Here is a 24,524-nt window from a genome sequence, read left to right as displayed (position 1 = left end):
AACATGGGCTGTTGACAGCTCATGCGAGGTACCTGTGTGGGCGTACTTGCCTTTGCCCCGGGGTGACCTTGAAACTCCACGCAAGTCCATTTGGCTTTGATCAGGTCAAAAAAAATCCCCCTCCTCGCGTGAGAAGGGGGAAGGTCTGAGCGGAGCATGCGACACAGATTGCTATCTGGCTCCACTCACTCGGAAAGCGAGACGACGGTCAGACGGGCTCAGCTTGAGCCCTTGTCCGAATTCGGGAAGAACAGCTGCTGGCCGTCGACCCTGTAGTCGGCGATAGCCTGCTGGCCTTCCTTGGACAGCACCCAGTCAACGAACTGCTGGCCAAGATCGGCCTTCACATGGGCATGAACTTCCGGGTTCACCAGAATGATGCCGTACTGGTTGAACAGGATCGGGTCGCCTTCAACGGCAACCTTGTAGTCGCCCTTGTTGCCGAAGGAGATCCATGTGGCACGATCGGTCATGACGTAAGCGCCCATGCCGGTGCCGGTGTTGAGGGTAGCGCCCATGCCGGAGCCGGTTTCACGGTACCAGTCGCCCGAGCCTTCGTTCGGGTCGATGCCGGCGGCCTTCCACAGGCGAAGCTCCGCCTTGTGGGTGCCGCTGTCATCGCCGCGAGAGGCAAATGGGGCCTTCGCATCGGCGATTTTCTTCAGGGACTCAACGACATCTTTCGAGCCGGCGACACCTGCAGGGTCATTTGCCGGGCCGACGATGACAAAGTCGTTGTACATGACGTCGGAACGGGAAACGCCGAGACCGTCTGCAACGAATTTTTCTTCGGACGGTTTGGAGTGAACGAACAGGACATCGCCATCGCCATTGGCGGCGTTCTTGATGGCCTGGCCAGTGCCAACGGCAACCACGCGGACCTCAATGCCGGTCTTTTCCTGGAAGATGGGCAGGAGATAGTCGAACAGGCCCGAATTCTGGGTTGAGGTGGTCGACTGGACGACAATGAACTTGTCTTCCGCAAAACTCGGCTGACCGGCAAATACGGTCGTCAGGACGGCGGCGGCAAGCGCCAGAAATGCTCTTCTGATCAATTTTTCCTCCCGGGGTAATCATTCAGGGATTGGGTGTTGGGTCCAAGGTAAAGCCTGCCTTCCCGCCAGGCGCGAACGGGTTCGCTTCTGGGGTTGGCAAGCACTTTTTCGACAGGGCCTGTCTCGACCACGGTGCCGTTCTGCAGAAACACGAGGTCTTCACCGAGGCGTTTTGCCTGGCCTGCATCATGGGTCACCAGAACAACGGTGACACCGCGGGCGTTGGCTTCCAGTACCAGGGACTCGATCGCGGCAGTGGAGGCCGGGTCGAGATTGGCAGTAGGTTCGTCGAGAAACAGGAGTTCGGGATCGCAGGCAAGAGCACGCACCAGGGACAGGCGCTGCTGCTCGCCGCCGGACAAGACGCGCGCCGGGCGCCGGGCCAGATGACTGAGGCCCGCCGTTTCCAGCGCGGCCTTGACCTTGTCGGCGCGTTCGCTGCCCCGCAGGCCGCGAACGCTCAGTGCGAACTTGAGATTGGCGATAACCGAGCGGCGCAGCAACACGGGACGCTGGAAGACCATAGCCTGTGCGCGTCGGGCGGTGGCGTCCATCCGGCCGCCTTCCCACAGGATAGCGCCTTCCTGCGGCTGAAGCAGACCGTGCATCAATCGCAGCAAGAGGCTCTTGCCGGCTCCGTTCGGGCCCATGATGAGCGTGCGTGAACCGCGCCGGATGGCAACATCGACGTCGTGCAGAAGTTTTTCGCCGCCTGCCGAAAAGCCGAGACTTCTGACATCCAGCAACGGGTTGTGCGCTGCCGGGCTACGGCGCGACATCGTGGAGGCAGTGCCTGGTGTGTCGAAGGCTGCGTCACGCATAGGCGGCCCTCGCGGCTGAGGCACGAAGGGCCATGACACCGGCGTTCACGGCAAAGGCGATCATCAGCAGGATCACGCCGAGCGCCAAGGCAAGCTGGAGATTGCCCTTGGATGTTTCCAAGGCGATGGTCGTGGTCATCACGCGGGTAACATGGTTGATGTTGCCACCGACAATGATAACCGCTCCGACTTCGGCAACCGCACGGCCGAAACCGGCCAGCGCGACGGTCAGCAGGCTGTAGCGGGCATCCCAGAGCATGGCCGTCAGACGATCAAATCGGCCGACGCCGAGCGATGCGAATTGCTCGGAATATTCCCTGTTGAGGTCTTCGATTACCTGACGTGTCAGCGCGGCGACAATGGGCGTCACCAACACCATCTGCGCGATAATCATGGCAGTCGGCGTGTAGAGCAGGCGCAGCGGCCCGAGCGGTCCGGATGCCGACAGGACGAGATAGACAAGCAGGCCGACCACGACAGGGGGCAGGCCCATCAGCGCGTTCAAGATGACGGCGACGAGCGTTCTTCCGGGGAAATTGAAAGTGCCGACCGCCGCGCCGAGGGGCAGGCCGATGACGCAGGCGAGAACGACAGCCGTAAGCGTGACCCGCATGGACAGGCCGATGATTTCCATCAGATCCGGATCCAGCGCGACGACCAGGCCAAGGGCTCCAGCAAATGCCCCCCAGAAACTGTCCATTCCTGTCATTTCTCCCTCTCTATGGGAAAAAATAACGTAAAATGCCAAAGAATGAAACTCATGTACGACATGGACACGCACAAAAAAGCCACAGCGGAAGGCGCTGTGGCTTTTTTAGGTAGATCGTGAATTTTATCGGCTTGCCGAGAAACTCCTCAATACAGCCAGCGGGGCAGCCAGGTGGCGAACATCGGGAAGGTCCAGAGGATGGCGACGGCGACGATCTGCAGGATGATAAAGGGAACGACGCCGCGGTAAATCTGGCCCGTTGTGATTTCCTTCGGCGCTGCGCCTCTCAGATAGAACAGCGAGAAGCCGAAAGGAGGGGTCAGGAACGAGGTCTGCAGGTTGATCGCGATCAGGACCGTCAGCCAGATCGGGTCGATGCCCATCAGGATCAGGGGCGGGATCAGAACCGGCAGCAGGATCACCGAGATCTCGACGAAATCCAGGAAGAAGCCCAGCACGAAGACGAACAGCATTGCGAAGATCAGTGCGCCTATCGGACCGCCCGGCATTTCCTGAAGGATGTCGTGGACCCGGTCTTCCCCCCCAAGGCCGACGAAAACCAGCGAGAAGAAGCTGGCCATCAGGATGGTTGCGAAGATCATCGAGGTGACGGTCAGTGTGGACAGCATGGAAGCTTTCAGGAGCCCGTCCGCGAAAGCCTTCTTCAGGATGTGCAGAACGACGCCCAGGGAAAACAGCGCCAGCCCCGCATAGACAGCGGCGATAACGTAGCCACCGGCCGTGACATCGGAGCGTTGCAGGCGTATCGGCAGGATCGATGCGGCAATTGCAAGCGTCAGGAGCGCAGCTGTTGCCAACACGATGAGCTTTGAGGACACCCCGAGACGGCGGCCTGCCAGCAGGATCGCGCCCACGGCACCGACGGAAGCTGCCTCGTTGGGCGAGGCGATACCGCCGAGGATGGAGCCGAGCACTGCAACGATCAGCAGGATCGGCGGCACGATGGCGGCAGCAATCTCCCGGCCTGACGGCTGGTCGATATGTTCCGACATCGCTGGCGCGTCGTTCGGGAACAGGTAAGCCCGGCCGACAATATAGGCGCAGTAGACGGCGACGAGCAGCAGACCGGGGATCATGGCGGCTGCAAAAGTCTGGCCGACCGAGATCGTCTCGATGGTGAACTTGCCCTGCGCGTATTGCGCCTGCTGGAAGGCATTGGACATGACGTCGGCCAGGATGATCAGCAGCGTCGACGGTGGGATGATCTGGCCGAGCGTTCCGGCAGTACAGACCATGCCGGAGGCAAGTTTGGGGTCATAGCCATTGCGCAGCATTGTGGGCAGGGCGATCAGGCCCATAGCAACCACCGTTGCGCCGACAATGCCTGTGGACGCGGCGAGCAGGGCGCCGACCAGCATCACCGAAACACCGAGGCCACCTCTCATGCGGCCGAAGAGGCGGCCCATGGTTTCCAGCAGATCCTCTGCGATGCGGCTCTTTTCCAGAATGACGCCCATCAGGACGAACAGCGGGATTGCGGTCAGGACCGGGTTGGTAAGCACGCCGAAGAAACGCTGGCCCATGGCGCCCATGAGCTGAATGTTGAAGTCGCCCATCATCCAGCCGAGCAGGGCAAAGCCCGTGGCAACGCCCGCAATGGTGAAGGCAACGGGATAGCCGAGCAGAATGAAGGCGATCAGCGCGCCGAACATGATGAGATCGAGAGGCAGGCTCATGCACTGACGCCTTTCAGCTTCTGAACATCGCGGATGAAGGCGGTTACGCCCTGGATCAGCAGCAGCACGCAATAGGCGGGAATGAGGGATTTCAGGAGGAAGGAGGCAGGGATGCCGCCGACGGAAATCGGCCCTTCCAGAATGGCCCAGCTGCCGCGCACGGACGGCCAGGAAAACCAGATCAGCACGACGAGAGCCGGTGTCAGTAGGAACAGATGGCCGAAGATATCGACCCACGCCTGCGCGCGCTCGCTGTTTCTGGCATAGAAGATGTCGACACGCACATGGGCATTGACGAGGAAAGTGTACCCGGCGCCGAGCATGAAGATCGCCGCGTGGAAATACAGCACGCCCTCATCGAGAAAGATGAAGCTGTAGCCAAAGACATAGCGAAGCAACACGATCGTGAATTGCAGCAGCAACATCAGAAGCGCCGCCCAGCACAGCGTGTTGCCTATTACCGAATTGACACGCTCCAGCGCGCCCGCCAGTTTTTCCATCAAAGTAGCTTCCCGGTTCTTTTGCCCCTTAAGGCTTTCTGCCTGCCTGAACGTGAGATCGGGCATCCCGACGCTTGTCATCCCGGACGGAACGGAGCGCAGATCCGGGATCCAGTACGCCGCAGCCCCTGTAAAAAGCATGGGCGCCGGTGGCTACTGGATCCCCGCCTGCGCGGGGATGACAAGTGGAGGGCATTGCCGTTCCATTTTATAGAGGCGCCACTTGTCCCCTGCCGTCCATCTTCCCAAGCGGCTTAAAACAGATGCCCAAACCTCAAAATCCTTATAGGACTTGACCCTGCAGGTCATGCCGTTTCCCCGAAGCGAATTCTGACGCGAAGAGGAACCGAAATGGATCCCAGTGGCTCGCCATGGGACGACGACAGACAGGGCGATAAAACGACATCACATCGGGGAAAACAGATTTCCCCGATGTGAGACGTCAACCCGATCAGTCGTAGTTGTAGTCGAGCATACGCGCGTTCATCTGGCCGTTGTCGGCATAGGGCATGTATTCGCGCATCAGCTTGCGGTAGGCGAGGAAGCTTTCGGTGATGCGTTTCACCAGCTCGTCTTCGTCCGCACGCAGTTCGGCGATCACTTCACCGGCGGCATTGCCCATTGCGACGATGACGTCGTCCGGAAGCTTCTTCACCATCACACCGTGATCGTTGACCAGCTGGGTCAGTGCCTGGGCGTGCTTGGTGTTGTATTCCGTCAGAACGTCGTTGTAGAGGCTGGCGCAGGCACGCTGCACGGCTTCCTTCAGGTCGTCCGGCAGGGCGTTGTAGGCTTCCAGGTTGACGGCACATTCTTCAGCGGAAGACGGCTCGCCGACACCCGGCCAGTAGTAGTTCTTGGCGATCTGGTAGTAGCCGAGCGCGCTGTCGGTCCACGGACCGATGAACTCGCCCGCATCAAGTGCGCCGGACTGAAGCGCCTGGAACATGGCCGGGCCGCTCATGGCCTGAACCGCCATGCCGAGCTTGGAACACATTTCGGAGGCAAGACCGGTGGACCGGAACTTCAGGCCTTTCAGGTCGTCGGCGCTGTTGATCTCGTTGCGGAACCAGCCAGCCCACTGCGGTCCGGAGTTGCCGCACAGGAACGGCTTCAGGTTGAAGCGGGCATAGATCTCGTCATAGAGCGCCTGGCCGCCGCCGTGGATCATCCAGCCGGCTTGTTCGGGAGCTGTCAGGCCGAACGGCTGCGAGCCGAACAGCAGGATGCCCTTGGACTTGGAACCCCAATAGGCGGGAACAGCATGGTACAGCTCGGCAGTGCCCTGGCCGACGGCATCGAACACACCGTTGCCCGGGACGATTTCGCCGGCGGCAAAGAGCTTCACCTCGATGCGGCCACCGGACAGTGCGGTGATGCGGTCCGCCAGCATCTGGGCAGCGACGCCCGGTCCCGGCAGGTTCTTCGGCCATGCGGTGACCATGCGCCACTGGTGCACATCCTGCGCAATGGCAGGTGCGGCCAGGGTGGAGGCCGCAACTGCGGCTGTGCCGGTGGCGCCGGCTTTCAGAAAATCACGTCTTTTCATGGTATTACCCCTCAGTCAAAGGAATGGATCGGAGTGTCCCGCCGTGCTTGATTGTTTCCCCAAGATCAACCTGCTTTCATGTTGGACCATGAAAGCAGAAAGTTGATTGCATTATAGTTGCTGGGTCATCTTTCTGCGTCCATCAGGACGCGGGACGACCCAGAATCGCCGGCAGGTTAAGCCCCTGTTCTTTCGCGCAGTCCAGCGCGATCTCGTAGCCGGCATCCGCGTGACGCATCACGCCCGTTGCCGGATCGTTCCAGAGCACCCGACCGATTCGCCGATCGGCATCTTCAGTGCCGTCGCAGCAGATGACCATACCCGAGTGCTGGGAAAAGCCCATGCCGACGCCGCCGCCATGGTGGAGCGACACCCAGGTCGCGCCGGAAGCGGTGTTGAGCAGGGCATTCAGAAGCGGCCAGTCGGACACGGCATCGGAGCCGTCCTTCATGGCTTCGGTCTCGCGGTTGGGCGATGCGACCGAACCACTGTCGAGGTGGTCGCGGCCGATCACGATCGGCGCTTTCAGTTCGCCGTTGCGGACCATTTCGTTGAAGGCAAGGCCGAGGCGGTGGCGCTGCCCAAGGCCAACCCAGCAGATGCGGGCCGGCAGGCCCTGGAAGGAAATGCGCTCGCGCGCCATGTCCAGCCAGTTGTGCAGGTGCTGGTCGTCCGGGATCAGTTCCTTCACCTTGGCGTCGGTCTTGTAGATGTCTTCCGGATCGCCGGAAAGCGCGCACCAGCGGAACGGGCCGATGCCGCGGCAAAACAGCGGACGAATATAGGCCGGCACGAAACCCGGGAAGGCAAAGGCGTTTTCCAGGCCTTCTTCCATGGCAACCTGGCGGATGTTGTTGCCGTAATCGAGTGTCGGCACTCCCATGTTCCAGAAGTCGACCATGGCGGCGACATGCACCTTCATGGACGCGCGAGCTGCTTTTTCCACCGCCTTCGGATCGGTCTCGGCCTTGGCGCGCCATTCGGCGACGGTCCAGCCCTGCGGCAGGTAACCGTTGACCGGATCATGGGCGGAGGTCTGGTCGGTGACGATGTCCGGCTTCACGCCGCGCTTCACCAGTTCGGAGAAGACATCGGCGGCGTTGCCGATCAGTGCCACGGACTTGGCTTCGCCTGCCTTGGTCCAGCGGTCGATCAGTGCCAGCGCCTCGTCGAGGGAGTGGGTCTTTTCATCGACGTAGCGGGTGCGCAGGCGGAAGTCGGCGCTCTTCTCGTCACACTCCACCGCAAGGCAGCAGGCCCCGGCCATGACGGCTGCAAGCGGCTGGGCACCGCCCATGCCGCCGAGACCACCGGTCAGGATCCAGCGGCCCTTCAGGTTGCCTTCGTAGTGCTGGCGTCCGGCTTCCATGAAGGTCTCATAGGTGCCCTGCACGATGCCCTGTGTGCCGATGTAGATCCAGGAACCGGCGGTCATCTGGCCATACATGGCCAGGCCCTTTTTATCCAGCTCGTGGAAATGGTCCCAGTTGGCCCAGTTCGGCACCAGGTTGGAATTGGCGATCAGGACGCGTGGGGCATCCTTGTGGGTCTTGAAGACACCGACCGGCTTGCCGGACTGCACCAGCAGCGTCTCGTCTTCCTCAAGGGTCTTGAGGCTTGCGACGATGCGGTCGAAATCGTCCCAGGTGCGTGCCGCGCGGCCGATGCCGCCATAGACGACCAGCTCATGCGGGTTTTCCGCCACATCCGGATGAAGGTTGTTCATCAGCATGCGCAGCGGGGCTTCGGTCAGCCAGGACTTGGTGTTGAGCTCGGTGCCGGTGGGCGGGAATACGTCGCGGGCGTTGTGGCGGCGATCAGTCATTGTTCGCTCCCTGGGTGTTGTTCTGGAATAAGGAGGGCGCGAGGTTTTCCAGCGCGCTCAGGATGTCTTTCAGATGGGTCCGAAGCCGGTCGGCCTTGGCCTCGTCATAGGCAAAGGGCGTGTCTTCGGTGGCAAGATGGGTCTTCTGGGCGAGCTCCATCTGAATGGCGTGAAAGCCTTCGGCCGGTCGGCCGTAATGCCGTGTCGTCCAGCCACCCTTGAAGCGGCCGTTGAGGATCGACGTGTAATCTTCCGCTGCCTGGGTGCAGGCGACAACGGCAGCCTCGATGGCGCTGGCGCAGGTCGTGCCGTTGTTGGTGCCCGTATTGAAATCGGGCAGCGTGCCTTCGAACAGGAACGGCACTACGGAGCGGATCGAGTGGCAATCGTAGAGAATGGCGACGCCGTGTTTGGCGCGGACCCGTTCCATTTCCGCCTGAAGGGCAGCGTGATAGGGAGCATGCCAGGCAAGACGCCGAGCCTCGATTTCACCGGTCTCCGGTTCCATGCCGGATTGGTAGATGGGGCGTCCATCGAAATCGGTGGTCGGGCAGAGCGTCGTGGTGTTCTGGCCCGGATAAAGGCTGACGCCTTCCGGATCGCGATTTGCGTCGATCACGTAACGATGGAAGTTCGCCTTCACCATGGTCGCACCGGGCAGGAGATCGGAATAAAGCCGGTCCACATGCCAGTCGGTGTCGGCCAGCTTCAGGCCGGTGTCGTTGAACCTTGCCTTGATGTCGTCCGGAACGAATGTGCCTGCATGAGGCACGCCAAGAACGACCGGGCCATCACCGCGGAAAACGTCAACCGGCTGCATGGGCATCTCCCAGCGTGATCATGTGGCCGGCGGAAATCGCCGAGACCAGCTTGCGGCTGCGGATCAGGCCGGCTGCCGTTTCCAGGTCCGGTGCCATGTAGCGGTCCTTTTCCAGGGAAGGGACGACACCGCGAAGAGTGCCCATCACCGTTTGCAGCGAAGCGCTGGTCTTCAGCGGGGCGCGGTGCTCGATGCCTTCGGCGGCACACAGAAGTTCCACACCCAGGATCTGGCTGAGGTTGGCGTTCATGCGGGCAAGACGACGAGCACCGTGGGCGGCCATGGAAACATGGTCTTCCTGGTTGGCACTGGTCGGCGTGGAATCCGTCGAGCACGGATTGGCGAGATGCTTGTTCTCGCTCATCAGGGCGGCGGTCGTCACTTCCGCGATCATCATGCCCGAGTTCAGGCCCGGATCCTTGGCGAGGAACGGCGGCAGGTCGAAGGAAAGCGTCGGGTCGACCATGAGCGCGACACGGCGCTGGGAAATCGCACCGAGTTCGGCAATGGCCAGTGCAATCTGGTCGGCAGCAAAGGCAACTGGTTCGGCATGGAAATTGCCACCGGAAACGATCCGGTCGGCATCGATCAGTACCAGCGGATTGTCGGTTGCCGCATTGGCTTCGATCTCGAGCGTGCGGGCCGCCATGCGGAGCAGATCGACACAGGCACCGGCAACCTGGGGCTGGCAGCGGATGCAGTAAGGGTCCTGCACGCGGGTGTCGCCCTCGCGGTGGCTTTCGCGGATTTCCGAGCCGTCCATGATTGCGCGCATGGCCCTTGCCACTTCGATCTGGCCGCGATGGCCGCGCAGCTCATGGATTTCCGGCAGGAGCGGTGCGGTCGAGCCCATGATGGCGTCGGTGGAAAGGCTGGCGGTCATCAGGGTCGCTTCGGCCAGACGCCAGGCGTCGAACAGGCCGGTGAGCGCACAGGCGCTCGAAAACTGCGTGCCATTGATCAGCCCAAGGCCTTCCTTGGGGCCAAGCACGACCGGGGTCAGTCCCGCCTTGGCAAGGGCTTCACCACCGGGCATGCGCGTGCCGCCGAAATCAGCTTCACCTTCACCGATCAGGACAGCCGTCATATGGGCCAGCGGCGCAAGATCGCCGGATGCACCGACAGACCCTTGCGAGGGAACCATCGGCGTGACGTTTCTTTCCAGGCAATCCTCGATCAGCTTCATCACTTCGAAGCGGACACCGGAGGCACCGCGGCCAAGAGAGAGCAGCTTCAGCACCATCATCAGGCGGGTGGTGGTCTTGTCGAGCGGTTCGCCGACGCCGCAACAATGGGAGAGGATCAGGTTCCGCTGCAGGGTTGCAGTGTCCTCGGGGGCGATCTTGACGCTGGCCAGCTTGCCGAAGCCGGTGTTGACGCCGTAAACGGCCTCGCTGCCCCGGGCCGCCTTGGCAACTCGTTCGGACGCAAGGTTGATCGCGGCTTCCGCCGCGCGGTCGATGCGCACTGGCAGCTCTTCCCGGTAGATGCGTTCCAGATCCGCCAGGGTCACGGAGCCCGGTGTCAGGGTAAGGGCGCTCATTCAGAGCCTCCGAAAATGCGTTTGAAGAGGGAATTGAAGCCGATCCGGTAGGAAAGCTCCGCCGGGTGGCTGACGTTCCAGACAGCCAGATCCGCCCGTTTGCCGGGCGCCAGCGTGCCCTGATCGTCCAGACCAAGCGCCTTTGCCGCTTCGCGGGTGACGCCGGCCAGCGCTTCTTCCGGTGTCATGCGGAACAAGGTGCAGCCCATGTTCATGGTCAGGAGCAACGAGGCGAGGGGAGATGAACCTGGATTGCAGTCCGTTGCCAGCGCGACGGGCACATTGTGCTTGCGCAAAAGATCAAGCGGCGGGAACTGCGTTTCGCGCAAGGTGTAGAAAGCGCCCGGCAAAAGCACGGCAACAGACCCGCTTTCGGCCATCGCCTTGACGCCGGCTTCATCCAGATATTCCAGATGGTCGGCGGAAAGGGCGTCATAGGAAGCAGCAAGGGCCGCGCCGTTCAGGTTGGACAGTTGCTCTGCATGCAGCTTCACCGGCAGACCAATTTGCTTGGCCTTGTCAAACACCTTGCCGATCTGTTCCGGCGAAAAGGCGATGCCTTCGCAAAAACCGTCCACGGCATCCACCAGTCCCTCGGCATGAGCCGCTTCCAGCGTCGGCAGGCAGACCTTTTCCAGATAGAGGTCGGCCTTGTCCTTGTATTCGGCCGGAATGGCATGGGCGCCCAGGAAGCTGGTCTTGACGGTGATCGGTCGCAGCTTGCCGATCTTGCGGGCGGTGCGCAGCATGCGCAGCTCCGTTTCCCGGTCGAGGCCATAGCCGGACTTTATCTCGATGGCGGTGACGCCCTCGGCGATCAGGGCATCGACACGTGGCAGGGCAGCTTCCAGCAGCTGCTTTTCGCTGGCTGCGCGCGTTGCCTTGACCGTGGAAACGATGCCGCCACCGGCCCGGGCCACTTCCTCGTACGTTGCACCTTGAAGGCGCATTTCGAATTCACGCGCCCGATCGCCGCCGAAAACAACATGGGTATGACAGTCGATCAGGCCCGGGGTCACCAGCCGTCCGCCGATATCATCCGCGCTGAGCGACGCATAATGAGACGGCAGGTCTGCGGCCTTGCCGACCCAGGTAATCCGGCCACCTTCGATCACCAGCGCACCGTCCTCAATCAGGCCGTACGGCTCTCCGTTTGCGGTGAGCGTTGCCAGCTTGGCGTTTGTGAGGAGGCGTTTCAGCACGTCCATCTCCGGCTTGATTAGATTGCGATATAAGATAATATGCATGCACATATTAACGTGTCAACGGAGGAAAAGACGGCATGTCGACAGTTTCTGGCGCGACGGTTTTTGCGGAAAAGGCGCTTCTGGCCGACGGCTGGGCGGAAAATGTCGTTGTCTCGATCGGGCCGGACGGCCGGATCGCCTCGGTTGAAAGAGATGCGCAGCCAATCGGCGAACGCGTCGGCATTCTTCTGCCGGCCCCGGTCAACCTGCACAGCCACGCCTTCCAGCGGGCCATGGCGGGCATGAGCGAGCGGCGCGGTAGCGAAAGCCGCGACAGTTTCTGGACCTGGCGCCAGATCATGTTCCGCTTTCTGGACGCCCTGACGCCGGAAGACGTGGAGGCGATTGCCGCCTTCGTGCAGATGGAAATGCTGGAGGCGGGTTATGCCGCCGTTGGCGAGTTCCACTATCTGCATCACCAGCCGGGCGGTGCGCCCTACGCCAACCTGGCGGAAATGTCGGATCGCATCATGGCGGCCGCTTCCGATACCGGCATCGGCCTCACACACCTCCCGGTTCATTACCAATTCGGCGGCTGTGACGGGCGCCCATTGGCTGCCGGACAGATTCGCTTTGGCAACGACTTCGACCGTTTCCAGAAACTGCACGAGCTTGCGTCCGAGGCGCTCAAGTCCTTGCCGGATGATGCGGTCATCGGCGTTGCCCCGCATTCACTGAGGGCGGTTGATGGCGACAGTCTGAAGAAGGCCGTTGCCCTTGCCGGCGGCAACCCGCTGCACATGCATCTTGCCGAGCAGATCCCGGAAGTGGACGAGGTTCTGGCGGCCACGGGGCAGCGCCCGGTGGAATGGCTGCTTGCCAACCACGCGGTTTCAGAAAACTGGTGCCTGATCCACTGCACGCAGATGACCTCGCAGGAGACCGCCGGTCTTGCTGCGACCGGGGCCGTCGCGGGGCTTTGTCCGATAACGGAATCCAGCCTCGGCGACGGGATCTTCGATGGCGTCGACTACCTGGCCGCGGGCGGCCGCTTCGGCGTCGGCTCGGATTCCAACATCCGCATCGCGCTCTCCGAAGAGCTGCGCACGCTGGAATATTCCCAGCGCCTGCGGGATACCTGCCGGGCTTCTGTTGCAACGAAGGAAAAGTCCACCGGTCGGGTCCTCTTCGACGGCGTCGTGGCCGGTGGTGCGCAGGCGGCGGGGCGTGCAGCGGGCAGGATATCGGAAGGGTCGCTTGCCGATCTCGTCGCACTGGATGGCATCGCCATCGACCTGGAAGGCCGGGAAGGCGACGAAATTCTCGATGCTTGGATCTTTGCCGGTGACGACCGGATGGTCGCTGAGGTCTGGTCCGCCGGCCGGCATGTTGTTTCCGGCGGAAACCATGTAAAAGGCAACGCGATCCGCGCGAAATACCGGGCCACCATGGCCTCGTTGCGCGCCAGACTGTGAAGAACGACTTGAACGGGTAAGACGACTTGGCGCTTGCGGACACAAATTCCTGGACGGGCATTCGCGAAGAACTCCTTCGGCGGATCCATGACCGGATCTGGCAGCCGGGGGAGCAGATCCCCCATGAGGCCGATCTTGCGGAAGAGTTTGGCTGCGCCCGCACCACCGTCAACCGTGCTCTCCGGGACCTTGCCGAAAGCGGGCTTGTGGTGCGCAAGCGCCGGGCGGGAACGCGTGTTGCGCTCAACCCGCCTCAGCGCGCGACGCTCACCATTCCGATCCTGCGCGAGGAAGTCGAAGCGCTTGGCCGCACCTACCGGCACAGCCTTCTGGAAAAGGATCTCCGGCCCCTGCCACCCATGTTGCACGGCGCGTTCCAGGTGACGCTCGGCGCGGATGTCCTGTTTTTAAAGACGCTGCACTTTGCCGACGACCGGCCCTATGCCTTCGAGGAACGCTACATCAACCTGGAAGCGGCTCCGGCGGCGCGTGACATGACGTTCGAGGACGTCAGCGCCAACGAGTGGCTGGTGCACAACGCGCCCTACAGCCACGGCGACATTTCCTTCTTCGCCGTCAATGCCGACAAGACCCTGTCGCGCAAACTGGATGCCTCCACGGGCGCAGCCCTCTTTGCGATGGAACGCATCACCTGGACCGGCCCCCTGCCGATCACCCATGTCCGCCTGATCTTCGCCCCGGGCTACCGGATGCGGACGGAGATCTGAGCTGGGAGGGGCGTTTTCCGACCTCTCCAGCAAGGTTGTTCAAATACCGGCCGGGCATGGCCCCGCTCATTGCGATTGCGCCCCTTAGAGTTGTAACTGGGTCGGCAATCAATTAGGGTTGGATTCTGAAAGTTTGTTAACTAGTTGATTTATTTTAATTTTCGGATTGGAAAACAATTTCTGTCCTGACCAGCCCGAGCAATAGAGGGGTTGAAGAAAATCATGACCGTTGTTGGCGATGAGGTCATCAAACTCCTGGAACTGGGAGATGTCTTCCGATGGGTTACCGACGGGGAGCGGGCAAAAGCTCTGGAACTTCTTGAACGTGACACGAGGTTCGACGCAACAATCACGCAATTGCAATCCGGCAAAGTTCTGAGAGAGTTTTTTACAAGGTACTTCAATCAGCAAAGTGCTCCTTCGCTTTACGACGCCGTAATGCTGATGGCAGCGAAAGCCGGGCCCGTCTCAGTTTCCAGTATCGAAAACAACCTGGCTGGTTTCTTCTTTTTCGACCGAGATGCAGCAATCCTCAACGCGCAATTTGGCAATCCGGCAAAGGTGTTCGGGCTTGCAAACGATCTTGCCGACAGCATGCGCAAGTACGGCTTGCTTTCGATCAGCACCAAGAAACCCATCACCAGTGCGACTATTCCCTCAAGTGCATCCGCGTCTTTCTCAGGCAGCGGTGCAACGGGACGCGACATCTTCAATCACCGCGTTTCTGCGTTTGACCAGGCACGCATCCTCTATGAGCAGAAGACAAATCCGCAAGGTGATCCTGGCGCATCCGGTCCCGTGTCGCGCAGCTACTCCAATCCGCTCTGGAATGGTCTGACTGTTCCCAGTTCCGCCAGTGAACGTCTTCGGCAGGCCGCGCGCATTACGAGTTTGCCGATCTCCACATTGTTTGAGCCGATTTACCTGAACGGTCGCCCGTCCCGGGGAGCCGTGATGAACGCTGCTGCAAAAACCTATAATCTGACGCCGGAAGTCATTGGAGCGATCGTCTTGGCGGAACAGCGTGATCAATCTCAAAACGAAGACATGCTGGACTACACTGCGGCGACGCATTCGGTCTCAAGGCGCACAACCTCTGTAGGCCTTGGTCAGGTGCGCGACGACACTGTCGCGCGTACGGATCTGTTCTCCGGGTTGCTTGAACACAAACGGAGGCAAGGTCTCGACGGCGCGCAGATCGCGACGCTTCTGACGTGCGACGAGTTCAACATCTTCGCTGTCGCGAAATACATCAGGTATGTTGCCAATCTCGTCGGCAAAAAGACAAAAACGGACTTGCCAAGAACCGCCGCTGCGTTTCCCGGTATCAATTTTGCCGCCTATGCGCAGCATGCCAGGAACTGGCCTGCGGACAACGTTGCGGCGCTTGGGTCCGAATACACCTCACGGCCGTGGGACGACAGGGTGACCGGTTGGGGAAGCTTTGTCGGTGAAGCTCATTCCGACATGTCAGGCGCCAAGATATCATGGTGAAGTGGCTGAAAATATTTCCCTTACTGGTTCCGTTTATTCTGGCGTCCTGCAATGCCGAGCAGCAAAGAGTGATTGAGATGAAGACTGAAGTTGTCGACGGCCTGCAGTTTGGCGTACCCGAAGGACGCAAGGTCGAAACAGGTGCCGATCACATTCTGCTTTTGCCGGAACAGGCTCTGCGCGAAGTCGATGAAATCGCCATTTGGACCACCGCGCCGCAGCCGGTCGCCGGAGGGGTCGACACCGAAGGGACCGACCCCGCCCCGCACACCCTGACGACAGTCGAGGGTGGCATGGGCGGCCCGGAATATACCCTCACCATTCCCAAACAAATTGCAGACCGTCAGGCCTATGTCCGCGCCTATATCCAGTCGGAAGGCGGAACACCGGCGTTCGACGAGGCGTGGCAGGTTTGGCAAAGCCTGGCGGCCGAGAAGTAACCGACAGGGTCTCCGTAGGAAGTGAGGGAGGGCCTCTGCGCACCCCACAACACGCACAAGATGAATATTTCTGTGCTCGCTTTTTGATCCGCGCCGCCTTCTGCACGTCCTGAGCAGTCGCCTAAGGCCAGCAGTAGCCCGTCTCAGAAGGACGGGATACCGACAGCTTCCTTGGCTTTGTCCGTGAGGGTGTCCTTTACTGCATCCACAATGTCTTCCTTGAGCGGTGTCTCGTGGATATTGCGTTCCAGCAAACGGCTGGAAGACAATTCCCGTGCGAGATAGAACGCAACGGCGCGTCCGCCAAAACCCTTCGAGAAGTTGGCTTTCTGCTGATAGATCGGGTTGCCTCCCCGCAGACCATAACGGCGTGCGCGTTCCATCAGGCCCATCACGAACTGGTAACGTTGCAGACCGCTCATCTGGCGACCATGCTCGAGACCGGCATTGTAGAAGAACCTCTCTCCCGGGACCTTGTCGTGAAGCGCGTAGTCGTGCCCTGGAAAGAGCGCCGCCGCCACGCCGTTTGCGAACCCTTCATAATACTTCTTGCGCAGCTTACGAACCCGCTCGTTTTCCGGATGGAGTTCCTTGAGGGGCTTGAGCAAGGTCTTCAAGAGCGCCTTGTGCGGCGTGAGGAGCCCGCCGCCACCGTCAATCGCCTCGCCCACGAGAAATCCCGTCAATTCCTTTTGCAGATCGAAATCCTGCGAATTCGGGACGTGGTTCTGGACGCGCCGGTAAATCATTTCGCGTGCCTGGACGACGAGTTTTTCACCCTCCGGAATGTCGATATTGCGGTTGTCCCATCGTCGATCGAGGATGGTGCGGCGCTGACGGCGCTCCTCCTGCCTGTGCGCGCGTTCCACCACATCGCCGATCAGTGCATCCCGGAACGGAGCCAGGATAAGACCAGGCTTGGCGCCATCGAACATGAAGTTGAAGCCGCGAGGGCCAGGCTTGTGGCAGCCGACATATTCTCTCAGGTACCAGTTGATCTCGGCGGGGTCATAGGTCTCGAAGTTGGCATAGGCCACTTCTTCGGCAGGGATGCCGTCGCAGAACTTGCCGATCGTCTCCCAGCTGTCGCCGGCGCCGACAGGCATAACGACTCCGCACCTCACCCAGACGCCGTCGCGCTTTTGTTCCACACGGTTGTGGGGAAAGTAGTTCCTGGGGATGGGGTTCTTTGGTTTTCTGATTTGAACGTGCATCAGATTTACACCTCTATTTCGGTATCACTTGAGTTCTCGTTGAGAGGCTGGATATCACGCGTCCTGCAGGTCGCACTTGTGCGGCATGTCACTTGACTTGAAGGCGGCGGTTTTGAGTTTTGGGGGAAGGTTTTGGCCGTTTTTGTGGGCTCAGGGGGGAGGGTATGAGCCCCCTCCACCGGTATTCCGGGTGGGTCACGGCGTGGCTGCGCGGTAAGATCCGGGCCCTGGATAACCTATTGCCTTGGGCGCTTTGCCGTATTCAAAAACTCAGACTATTGCGCTCTTGTGAAAGCGCCTTTGCTTGCGCTGGCAGCGCTGGATTGCAGATCAGCGCGCAGAAGCCCGCTCTTTCTGGATCCAGTCCAAAAACACCTTGGAGGCAGGCGTTTCCGCGTAAGGTGGCGGGGTCCGGACGAAGTAGGCTTCACTCAGGGGCGCCTGATGTTCAAAAGGACGAACAAGGTCACCGCTTCGGAGGAGGTCCCCGACGAGCGTGTCGTGTGCGAGGACGAGGCCCGCACCGTTCAAGGCTGCCGAAATCGCGATCACATAGGTCGACGCCAGATTGACTTCGGCTTCCCTTGCAAAGGACCTGCCTTGCGAGTTCATCCAACCGGACCAGGAGCCGGTTATGCCCGCGCAGTCGAACAGCCTGCCACTCTCGAGTGAGCGCTCTTCTTCAGGCAGGCCGGGTGAGCAGACCGGATAGCATTTTTCCTGGGCAAGCCGAATGGCCGCGGTCGGCATGTCCTCCGGACGGGCGAAGCGGATTTCCAGAGAGGCATCGGCCGCGCGCTTTTCGGTGTCCCAGATCGATGTCACGATATTGAGCGTCAGCCAGGGAAATTCTTCGTAAAGTCGGCGAAGGCGCGGGGCCAGCCAATAGACGGAAAAGGCCAGATTGCACTGAAGCGTCAGGTTTCGCCCCAGGTCACTACCGGTGACAAGCTGCGTGCTCCTTGTGATCAGGTCGAAGGCTTCACGCAGGCTCGGCAGATAGGTTTCCCCTTCGAGCGTCAGTTCCAGGGCACGCGTCTTGCGCACGAAAAGACTGCAGCCGAGCAAGGTCTCGAGGCTGCGTACATGCTGGCTGACCGCGGACTGGGTCAGGTTCAATTCCTGCGAGGCACGGGTGAAGCTGAGATGGCGCGCGGTTGCCTCGAATGCCCGCAACCAGGCCAGCGGCGGCAATCCAACCGTCTTCATGCGTGCACCTCACTCATTCATCAACTGACATAATGCGTATTAATTTTATTAATGCAACGCCATCGAATATATTGTTTGTCAATGTTGAAAGCGCTCCCTAGCGTCGAAGAGAAAGCGAGGGAGACAGTGCATGCTGCGTGTTGCAGAACATTCGAACATCACTCACTGGGCGGAGCGGATCGACCTGGCGGCAGCATTCCGCTGGACCGAGCGTCTTGGAATGCACGAAGCTGTCGCCAATCATTTCAGCCTCGCCGTCAATGACGAAGGCACGGCTTTTCTGGTAAACCCCCGCCAGCGGCATTTCAGCCGGATCAGGGCATCCGACCTGATTTTGCTTGATGCAAATGACCCGCAAACGCTGGAACATCCAAATGCTCCGGACCCGACTGCCTGGGGATTACATGGCGCCATCCATCGGCAATGCCCACATGCGCGCTGCGTCATGCATGTGCATTCGGTCCATGCCACGGTTCTGGCCTGCCTTGCCGACAGCACTCTGCCTCCGATCGACCAGAACACCGCGACTTTTTATGGCCGCTTCGCAATTGACGAGAACTATGGCGGACTTGCTTTCGAGGAAGAAGGCGAACGCTGCGCGACGTTGCTTCGCGACCCGAAGATCAAGGTGCTGATCATGGGCAACCACGGCGTTCTGGTCGTCGCCAGTACTGTCGCAGAAGCCTTTGACCGCCTTTATCATTTCGAACGTGCTGCAGAGACCTACATCCGGGCACTGCAGACCGGAAAACCACTGCGCGTTCTCAGCCCGGAGATTGCCGAGAAGACCGCGCAGGAAATTGAAAATTATCCGGGCCTTGGGCACGACCACTTCGCCGAATTGAAAGCCATTCTGGACGACGAAGGCTCGAACTACGCCAGCTAGGCACCGGCACGGCCCAGGCTGCGGACGCAAGGCTGCGGACACTCGAAACAAAATCATGCAAGGCCCGATGGTGACATCGCCGGGCCGGGCGGACGGAATTTGTCAAAATTCCGGTTATCGCGACTGGCCGTCCGTATCGGCCAACAAGTTGAACTGAAACCTATCACGCTCATCAAGGAGAACCATGGAATGGGAGAGGCCTTTACGCCGCAAAACCGACTGGCAGTCTCGCGGCGAAGCGTTCTCGGGGGAACTGCTGCGCTCGGCGCCACGGCTCTCGTATCGTCTCTTGGTATCGGGCCGGCCGTTGCCCAGCCCAAAAAAGGCGGAACGATCCGCTTCGGGATTGCCTCGGGCAATACCAACGACACGTACGATCCGGCAGTTTGGGACAACACCTATTCGCAGGTCTTCGCCTTTGCCCGCAACGGCTACCTGGTGGAGATCGCCTCGGACGGGTCCCTCGTCGGGGAAGTGGCGGAAAGCTGGACGTCATCTCCCGATGCAAAGGTCTGGACGTTCAAGATCCGCAGCGGTGTCGAGTTCCACAGCGGCGGTACCGTGACACCTGATGATGTCGTCGCCTCGATCAACTATCACCGCGGCGCGGACAGCAGTTCGGCTGCCAAGCCCTTCCTTGCACCGGTTACCGACATTGCCAGCGACGGCGATACCGTCGTCTTCACGCTGGATGCAGGCAACGCCGATTTCCCTTATGTGGTGAGCGACTACCATATGCCGATCCTGAAGTCATCGGATGGCAAGATCGATCCCACCAGCGGTGACGGTTGTGGTCCTTACAAAGTCACTAACTTCAAACCCGGCTACATCGCCGAGCTCACGCGCAATCCGAATTACTGGAAATCGGACCGTGCCCATTTCGATGCGGTTGTCCTGATGGCCATTGTTGATCCGGCAGCGCGGCAGGCTGCACTGATGACCGGAAATGTCGACGTCGTGGACCAGGTGGATCTGAAGACGGTGCATCTGTTCCAGCGCGCGCCGGGCGTCCAGATCGTTTCGGCGACCGGCGGTCAGCACTATACCTTCGCCATGGACACTCGGGCAGCGCCCTTCAACGACAACAATGTCCGCATGGCCTTGAAATACGCCATCGACCGGCAGGAACTCGTCGACAAGATCCTCTTTGGTTATGGCTCGGTTGGCAACGACCACCCGATCAGCCCGGCCAACCGCTTTTACGCAGCCGATCTTGAGCAGACCAGTTATGATCCGGACAAGGCGAAATATTATCTGAAACAGGCGGGCCTCAGCTCGCTGGATCTGCAACTCTCCGCCTCCGACGCTGCTTTTGGCGGCGCTGTCGATGCAGCAGTGCTTTATTCAAGCAAGGCAGAGGCGGCCGGGATCAACATTCAGCCGGTGCGCGAGCCCAATGACGGTTACTGGTCCGATGTCTGGATGAAGAAGCCGTTCTGCGCGGTCTACTGGACCGGACGCCCGACCGAGGACGCGACTTTCACGCTCGCTTACGCCGCCGGGGCGCCGTGGAACGATACCTATTGGGACAACGAGCGCTTCAACCGGCTTCTGAGCGAAGCGCGGTCCGAACTCAACGAAGCAAAGCGCGCGGATATGTATCGCGAGATGCAGAACATCGTCAGGACCGATGGCGGCACCATCATCCCCATGTTCGCAAGCTACGTGATGGCACTCAGCGACAAGGTCAATCATCCGGAAAAAGTCGCAGCAAACTGGCCGCTCGACGGTCTGCGCGCTACGGAGCGCTGGTGGTTTAGCTGAGTTCGTCTTCTCAAGTCTGAAGCATTTTTGACTGGCGCCTTGCATGTTGGTTCCCCGCTGGGTGGCAGCTTCGCTTCGGACCATCGGGAATGACGACGGTGAGACGTCCGCAAACAAAAAAACGCCCTCATCCGGAAGGAGAGGGCGTTTTCGTTTCTTGCGCTGTTGGCAGCGATCAGTCGATGACCGAGCCCTCTTCGTCCTTCTTCATGTGACGCATGCGGGCCTTCAGGACCTTGCCGAAGATGATCGGCAGGACGAAGCCGATGATGGCCATGCTCCACAGGGTCAGCGAAAGCGGGCTGTCGATCAGGGTGAACCAATCGCCGTTGCTGATGGTGATCGCGCGGCGCAGGTTGTTTTCCATGGCGTTGCCGAGCAGCGTGCCAAGGATGATCGGGACCAGCGGCACATCCAGCTTGCGCAACACCCAGCCCAGCACACCAAAGCCGACCATGACCAGAAGGTCGAAGGAGGAGCCGGAGATGCCGTAGATGCCGACGAAACTGACCATGGCGACGATGGGCATGAGGATGCGCGGCGGGATCAACAGGACGCGGGTGAAGAGACCGATCATCGGGATGTTCATGGCCAGCAGCATGAAGTTGGCAATGAACAGGGCCGCGATCAGACCCCAGACCACATCCGGCTGCTGGGTGAACAGCAGCGGGCCCGGGGTGATGTTGAGCGCCAGCAGAACCGCCAGAAGCACGGCCGTGGTCCCGGAACCGGGAACGCCGAGCGCGAGCATCGGCACCAGCGCACCGCCCGCGGCGGCGTTGTTGCCGGCTTCAGGCGCGGCGACACCGCGCGGGTCGCCCTTGCCGAAGGTGCCTTCCTTGTCGACCAGTTTCTTCTCGAACGTATAGGAGATGAACGAGCCGAGCGACGCGCCGGCACCAGGCAGAACGCCGGCAATGAAGCCGAGCAGACTGGTGCGCAGCATGGTCGGGGTGCAGGACTTCAGCAGCGAGAAGCTGGGCATCAGCCGGCCGACGGAAATCTTGCTGGAGTTGGCGTCGGCATTGCCGTGACGGTGTTCCAGGAACAGGAAGACCTCGGACAGAGCAAACAGGCCGACGATGGCAACCAGGAAGTCGATCCCGTCGTAGAGGTGCACTTCGCCGAAGGTGAAGCGCGGCACGCCGGTCTGGGTGTCGACGCCGACGGTGGCAAGGCCAATGCCGAGCGCTGCTGCGAAGGCGGTCTTGGCCTGGTTGGTCGAGGCAACGCCGCCCAGGGTGGCGAAGGCCAGGGTGAACAGGGCGAAATATTCCGCCGGACCGAACAGAAGCGCGATCTTGACCAGCTGCGGTGCCAGCAGGATCAGGCCCCAGGTGGCCAGGAAGGCACCAACGAAGGAGGCAACGCCCGACAGCGAGAGGGCCTCGCCTGCGCGGCCCTGCTGGGCCATCGGGTAGCCGTCAAGACAGGTCATCATCGCCGGTTCGTCACCGGGAATGTTCAAGAGGATCGACGAGATACGCCCGCCGTACATGGCGCCGTAATAGACCGACGTCAGCAGGATCAATGACGGCGTGGCGCCAAGACCGAGCGTGAAGGCAAGCGGGATGAGGATGGCGACGCCATTGGACGGGCCGAGGCCCGGCAGGGCGCCCATGATGGTTCCGAGAAAGCAGCCGAGCAGGGCCAGCAGCAGGTTCTGCCAGGTCAGCGCGATGATGAAGCCGTCGGCCAGTGAAGAGAGAGTTTCCATGGCGATGCTCCGTTAAAAGCCGAACGGGCCCTTGGCCAGGGACAGGCCAAGAACGAGGTGGAAGACCGCATAGATGCCGAGCGAAGTCAGGCAGCCGGTGATAAGCGAGCCGATCGGTGAAGAGCCGAGGCGCCAGGTCAGATAGGCAGCGGCAATGGCTGTCGCGATGATGAAGCCGGCTTCCGGCAGGAGTATCGCGTAGAGGATCATCGCCAGCACTGCCATGGCGACTTCAAGCAGACGCGGCAGCGACGGCCATTCCGGGGCGACGTCGGGTTTCAGGAAAATCGCCAGCGACGACAGACCCAACACGGATGCGATGATCAGGGGGAACGCCTTCGGGCCGACGGCGTCGGACAGAAAGCTTTCTTCGATGACAAGAGCGGCCCAGGCATATCCCAGCGCGAGAAGTAGCCCGACCGCGCCAAAGATGCGGTCGCTCATGGATACCTTCCTAATAGCGGCTCCTCCCCAAGTCCGGCGGCCGCCCCTTATGTGTTCTGTTGTTTGTTGGCACCCGAAGTGTGCCACTGTGTCCGCCGACAATCCACTTTGCCCAATCGGGCGGACAATGATCAGGCAGACATACTTCCGGCGTTACGCTGTCAGTCTCAAAGCTGCGTGCGGTAAACCGGATATGCCCGCGTTCGGACGCGTCCTGAAAAAGAAGGGGGCACATGGACTGCGCCCCCTCCAGTCGGACTGACGGCATTCTTATTTGATGATGCCGATTTCTTTGGAGATGTTCTGGATCTGCTGAACCGAGTTGGCAACGAATTCCTGGAACTCGGCACCCTGCAGGTCGAGCGGAGCCAGACCGTTTGCAGCCATGATGCCTTTCCATTCTTCGCTTGCGTACAGATCGGAGATCTTGGACACCCATGCGTTATAGGCGTCGTCGGACATGTTGCCCGGTGCGTAGAAACCGCGCCAGTTTGCGCCGATCGCGTCGACACCCTGTTCCTTTGCCGTCGGGAAGTCGGCGAATTCGCCGGACAGACGCTCAGGTGCCAGAACAGCGATCACCTTGATGTCGCCACTGTCGACAAAGCCCTTGGCTTCGGAAATGTCACCGGTGAAAGCCTGGACGGAACCGGCCAGAAGCTGGGTCACGGCTTCACCACCACCGTCGAAAGCGATGTATTTCACGGTGCGGACGTCTTCGATGCCGTAAGCGTTTGCAGCGATCAGAACCTTCAGGTGATCCCAGCCACCAACAGCGGAACCGCCGGCAACGGATACGGACGTCGGGTCGGATTTCATCTGGTCGAGAAGTTCCGGCAGGGTGTTGATCGGGCTGTCGGCCGCAACGGCGATCACGCCGTAGTCAGCGCCAACGGAAGCCACCCAGCGAACCTGGTCCATGGTGTTGCCCGGGAAGGCGCCCTGGGCAAGGCGGGTTGCGGTTGCCGAGGAAGCTGCAACGATCAGGTCGTTGTCGTCGCCGCGCTTGTTGACGACTTCAGCATAGGCCACACCGCCGCCGCCGCCAGCCAGGTTCACAACCTGCATGGTCTTGTCGAGAAGCTTCAGGTCCTGAAGGGTCTTGCCGACCTGGCGGCAGGTGAAGTCCCAGCCACCACCCGGGTTGGCCGGTGCGATGCACTCCGGGTTTTCCGGCGTGAAATCGGCAGCTGTTGCGCCGAAAGCGGATGCGCCAAGGAATGCGGCCGCCAGCAGAAGGCGGGTCGTTTTGAATGCCATGTTGTGTTTCCTCCACATGTGCAAGGCTTTTGGTGAGCCCCTGGTATCCGTTGTGCCGCGTTAAAGCGGGTCCTCCCAACGGACGTGAGGAGAGCCTAGCGCCAAACCCTGTCATCAACCTGTCACCAGGGGGTACATTGCTTGCAAGCAGCGAATTTGCGGGGCAAGACTGGAGGCGGGAGGAACG

At 60.6% G+C, this 24,524-nt stretch carries 21 protein-coding genes; 6 read left to right on the top strand and 15 right to left on the bottom strand.

Going from position 1 to position 24,524, the window contains the following annotated elements; genetic code table 11:
* Positions 1-218 precede the first annotated feature (218 nt).
* The 10 genes from J7447_RS14745 to hutI all read right to left on the bottom strand — a co-directional run bounded on the left by J7447_RS14745 (position 219) and on the right by hutI (position 11,727).
* Positions 219-1,055, bottom strand: coding sequence for a substrate-binding domain-containing protein (locus J7447_RS14745; RefSeq protein WP_209170054.1), 837 nt, complete (start codon positions 1,053-1,055; stop codon positions 219-221).
* Positions 1,052-1,876, bottom strand: a complete 825-nt coding sequence (locus J7447_RS14740) for an ATP-binding cassette domain-containing protein (protein ID WP_286189143.1) — start codon at positions 1,874-1,876, stop codon at positions 1,052-1,054. The genes J7447_RS14745 and J7447_RS14740 overlap by 4 nt, the downstream gene beginning before the upstream one ends.
* On the bottom strand, positions 1,869-2,576 hold the full coding sequence (locus J7447_RS14735; protein WP_023003122.1) for an ABC transporter permease: 708 nt from the start codon (positions 2,574-2,576) through the stop codon (positions 1,869-1,871). Before J7447_RS14735 ends, J7447_RS14740 begins: the two co-directional genes overlap by 8 nt.
* A 155-nt stretch (positions 2,577-2,731) precedes the next feature.
* On the bottom strand, positions 2,732-4,282 hold the full coding sequence (locus tag J7447_RS14730) for a TRAP transporter large permease subunit (protein ID WP_209170053.1): 1,551 nt from the start codon (positions 4,280-4,282) through the stop codon (positions 2,732-2,734).
* Positions 4,279-4,782 carry a TRAP transporter small permease subunit gene (locus tag J7447_RS14725; protein ID WP_209170052.1) on the bottom strand — a complete coding sequence of 168 codons (504 nt, stop codon included), beginning with the start codon at positions 4,780-4,782 and terminating at the stop codon, positions 4,279-4,281. Before J7447_RS14725 ends, J7447_RS14730 begins: the two co-directional genes overlap by 4 nt.
* Positions 4,783-5,233: 451 nt before the next feature.
* Positions 5,234-6,331: a TRAP transporter substrate-binding protein gene (locus J7447_RS14720; protein ID WP_023003125.1), complete on the bottom strand. Its 1,098-nt coding sequence runs from the start codon at positions 6,329-6,331 to the stop codon at positions 5,234-5,236.
* A 142-nt stretch (positions 6,332-6,473) separates the two neighbouring features.
* Positions 6,474-8,156 carry a urocanate hydratase gene (gene hutU, locus J7447_RS14715; RefSeq protein ID WP_055656225.1) on the bottom strand — a complete coding sequence of 561 codons (1,683 nt, stop codon included), beginning with the start codon at positions 8,154-8,156 and terminating at the stop codon, positions 6,474-6,476.
* Positions 8,149-8,976 (bottom strand): N-formylglutamate deformylase, encoded by an 828-nt coding sequence (gene hutG, locus J7447_RS14710; protein WP_209170051.1) that lies wholly within the window; start codon positions 8,974-8,976, stop codon positions 8,149-8,151. The genes hutU and hutG overlap by 8 nt, the downstream gene beginning before the upstream one ends.
* Positions 8,963-10,519, bottom strand: coding sequence for a histidine ammonia-lyase (gene hutH / locus J7447_RS14705; protein WP_209170050.1), 1,557 nt, complete (start codon positions 10,517-10,519; stop codon positions 8,963-8,965). Before hutH ends, hutG begins: the two co-directional genes overlap by 14 nt.
* A complete protein-coding gene (gene hutI / locus J7447_RS14700; protein WP_286189188.1) occupies positions 10,516-11,727 on the bottom strand; it encodes an imidazolonepropionase in 1,212 nt (403 codons plus the stop codon). Before hutI ends, hutH begins: the two co-directional genes overlap by 4 nt.
* Before the next feature lie 74 nt (positions 11,728-11,801).
* On the opposite strand from hutI, the gene J7447_RS14695 reads away from it, so the two are divergent.
* The 4 genes from J7447_RS14695 to J7447_RS14680 all read left to right on the top strand — a co-directional run bounded on the left by J7447_RS14695 (position 11,802) and on the right by J7447_RS14680 (position 15,843).
* A complete protein-coding gene (locus J7447_RS14695) occupies positions 11,802-13,181 on the top strand; it encodes a formimidoylglutamate deiminase (protein ID WP_209170048.1) in 1,380 nt (459 codons plus the stop codon).
* 26 nt (positions 13,182-13,207) lie between these two features.
* Complete coding sequence (locus J7447_RS14690) at positions 13,208-13,909, top strand: UTRA domain-containing protein (protein ID WP_023003131.1); 702 nt, start codon at positions 13,208-13,210, stop codon at positions 13,907-13,909.
* 222 nt (positions 13,910-14,131) lie between these two features.
* Positions 14,132-15,403 (top strand): hypothetical protein, encoded by a 1,272-nt coding sequence (locus J7447_RS14685; RefSeq protein WP_152533321.1) that lies wholly within the window; start codon positions 14,132-14,134, stop codon positions 15,401-15,403.
* A complete protein-coding gene (locus J7447_RS14680) occupies positions 15,397-15,843 on the top strand; it encodes a Tsi3 family protein (RefSeq protein ID WP_209170047.1) in 447 nt (148 codons plus the stop codon). Before J7447_RS14685 ends, J7447_RS14680 begins: the two co-directional genes overlap by 7 nt.
* 143 nt (positions 15,844-15,986) lie before the next feature.
* Here the strand turns inward: J7447_RS14680 and J7447_RS14675 are convergent, their stop codons facing one another.
* Positions 15,987-16,949: a hypothetical protein gene (locus J7447_RS14675; protein WP_055656214.1), complete on the bottom strand. Its 963-nt coding sequence runs from the start codon at positions 16,947-16,949 to the stop codon at positions 15,987-15,989.
* A gap of 438 nt (positions 16,950-17,387) precedes the next feature.
* Entirely contained in the window at positions 17,388-18,266 is an 879-nt protein-coding gene (locus J7447_RS14670; RefSeq protein ID WP_209170046.1) for a LysR family transcriptional regulator, read from the bottom strand.
* Between the two features lie 130 nt (positions 18,267-18,396).
* Between J7447_RS14670 and J7447_RS14665 the strand changes: the two genes are divergently transcribed.
* Together J7447_RS14665 and J7447_RS14660 are read left to right on the top strand one after the other, a co-directional pair.
* A complete protein-coding gene (locus tag J7447_RS14665; RefSeq protein ID WP_209170045.1) occupies positions 18,397-19,152 on the top strand; it encodes a class II aldolase and adducin N-terminal domain-containing protein in 756 nt (251 codons plus the stop codon).
* 189 nt (positions 19,153-19,341) lie between these two features.
* A complete protein-coding gene (locus tag J7447_RS14660) occupies positions 19,342-20,916 on the top strand; it encodes an ABC transporter substrate-binding protein (RefSeq protein WP_023003137.1) in 1,575 nt (524 codons plus the stop codon).
* A gap of 175 nt (positions 20,917-21,091) precedes the next feature.
* Here the strand turns inward: J7447_RS14660 and J7447_RS14655 are convergent, their stop codons facing one another.
* The 3 genes from J7447_RS14655 to J7447_RS14645 form a co-directional block, all read right to left on the bottom strand.
* A complete protein-coding gene (locus tag J7447_RS14655; protein WP_168685106.1) occupies positions 21,092-22,633 on the bottom strand; it encodes a tripartite tricarboxylate transporter permease in 1,542 nt (513 codons plus the stop codon).
* 12 nt (positions 22,634-22,645) lie between these two features.
* A complete protein-coding gene (locus J7447_RS14650; protein ID WP_023003139.1) occupies positions 22,646-23,077 on the bottom strand; it encodes a tripartite tricarboxylate transporter TctB family protein in 432 nt (143 codons plus the stop codon).
* 270 nt (positions 23,078-23,347) lie between these two features.
* Positions 23,348-24,337: a tripartite tricarboxylate transporter substrate-binding protein gene (locus J7447_RS14645; RefSeq protein WP_023003140.1), complete on the bottom strand. Its 990-nt coding sequence runs from the start codon at positions 24,335-24,337 to the stop codon at positions 23,348-23,350.
* Between the last annotated feature and the right edge of the window lie 187 nt (positions 24,338-24,524).

The sequence above is a fragment of the Labrenzia sp. R5_0 genome, assembly GCF_017743835.1.
GTDB lineage: Bacteria > Pseudomonadota > Alphaproteobacteria > Rhizobiales > Stappiaceae > Roseibium > Roseibium algicola.
The sequence above is the reverse complement of the archived record's forward strand: the minus strand, read 5'-3'. Positions and strand labels throughout refer to the sequence as shown.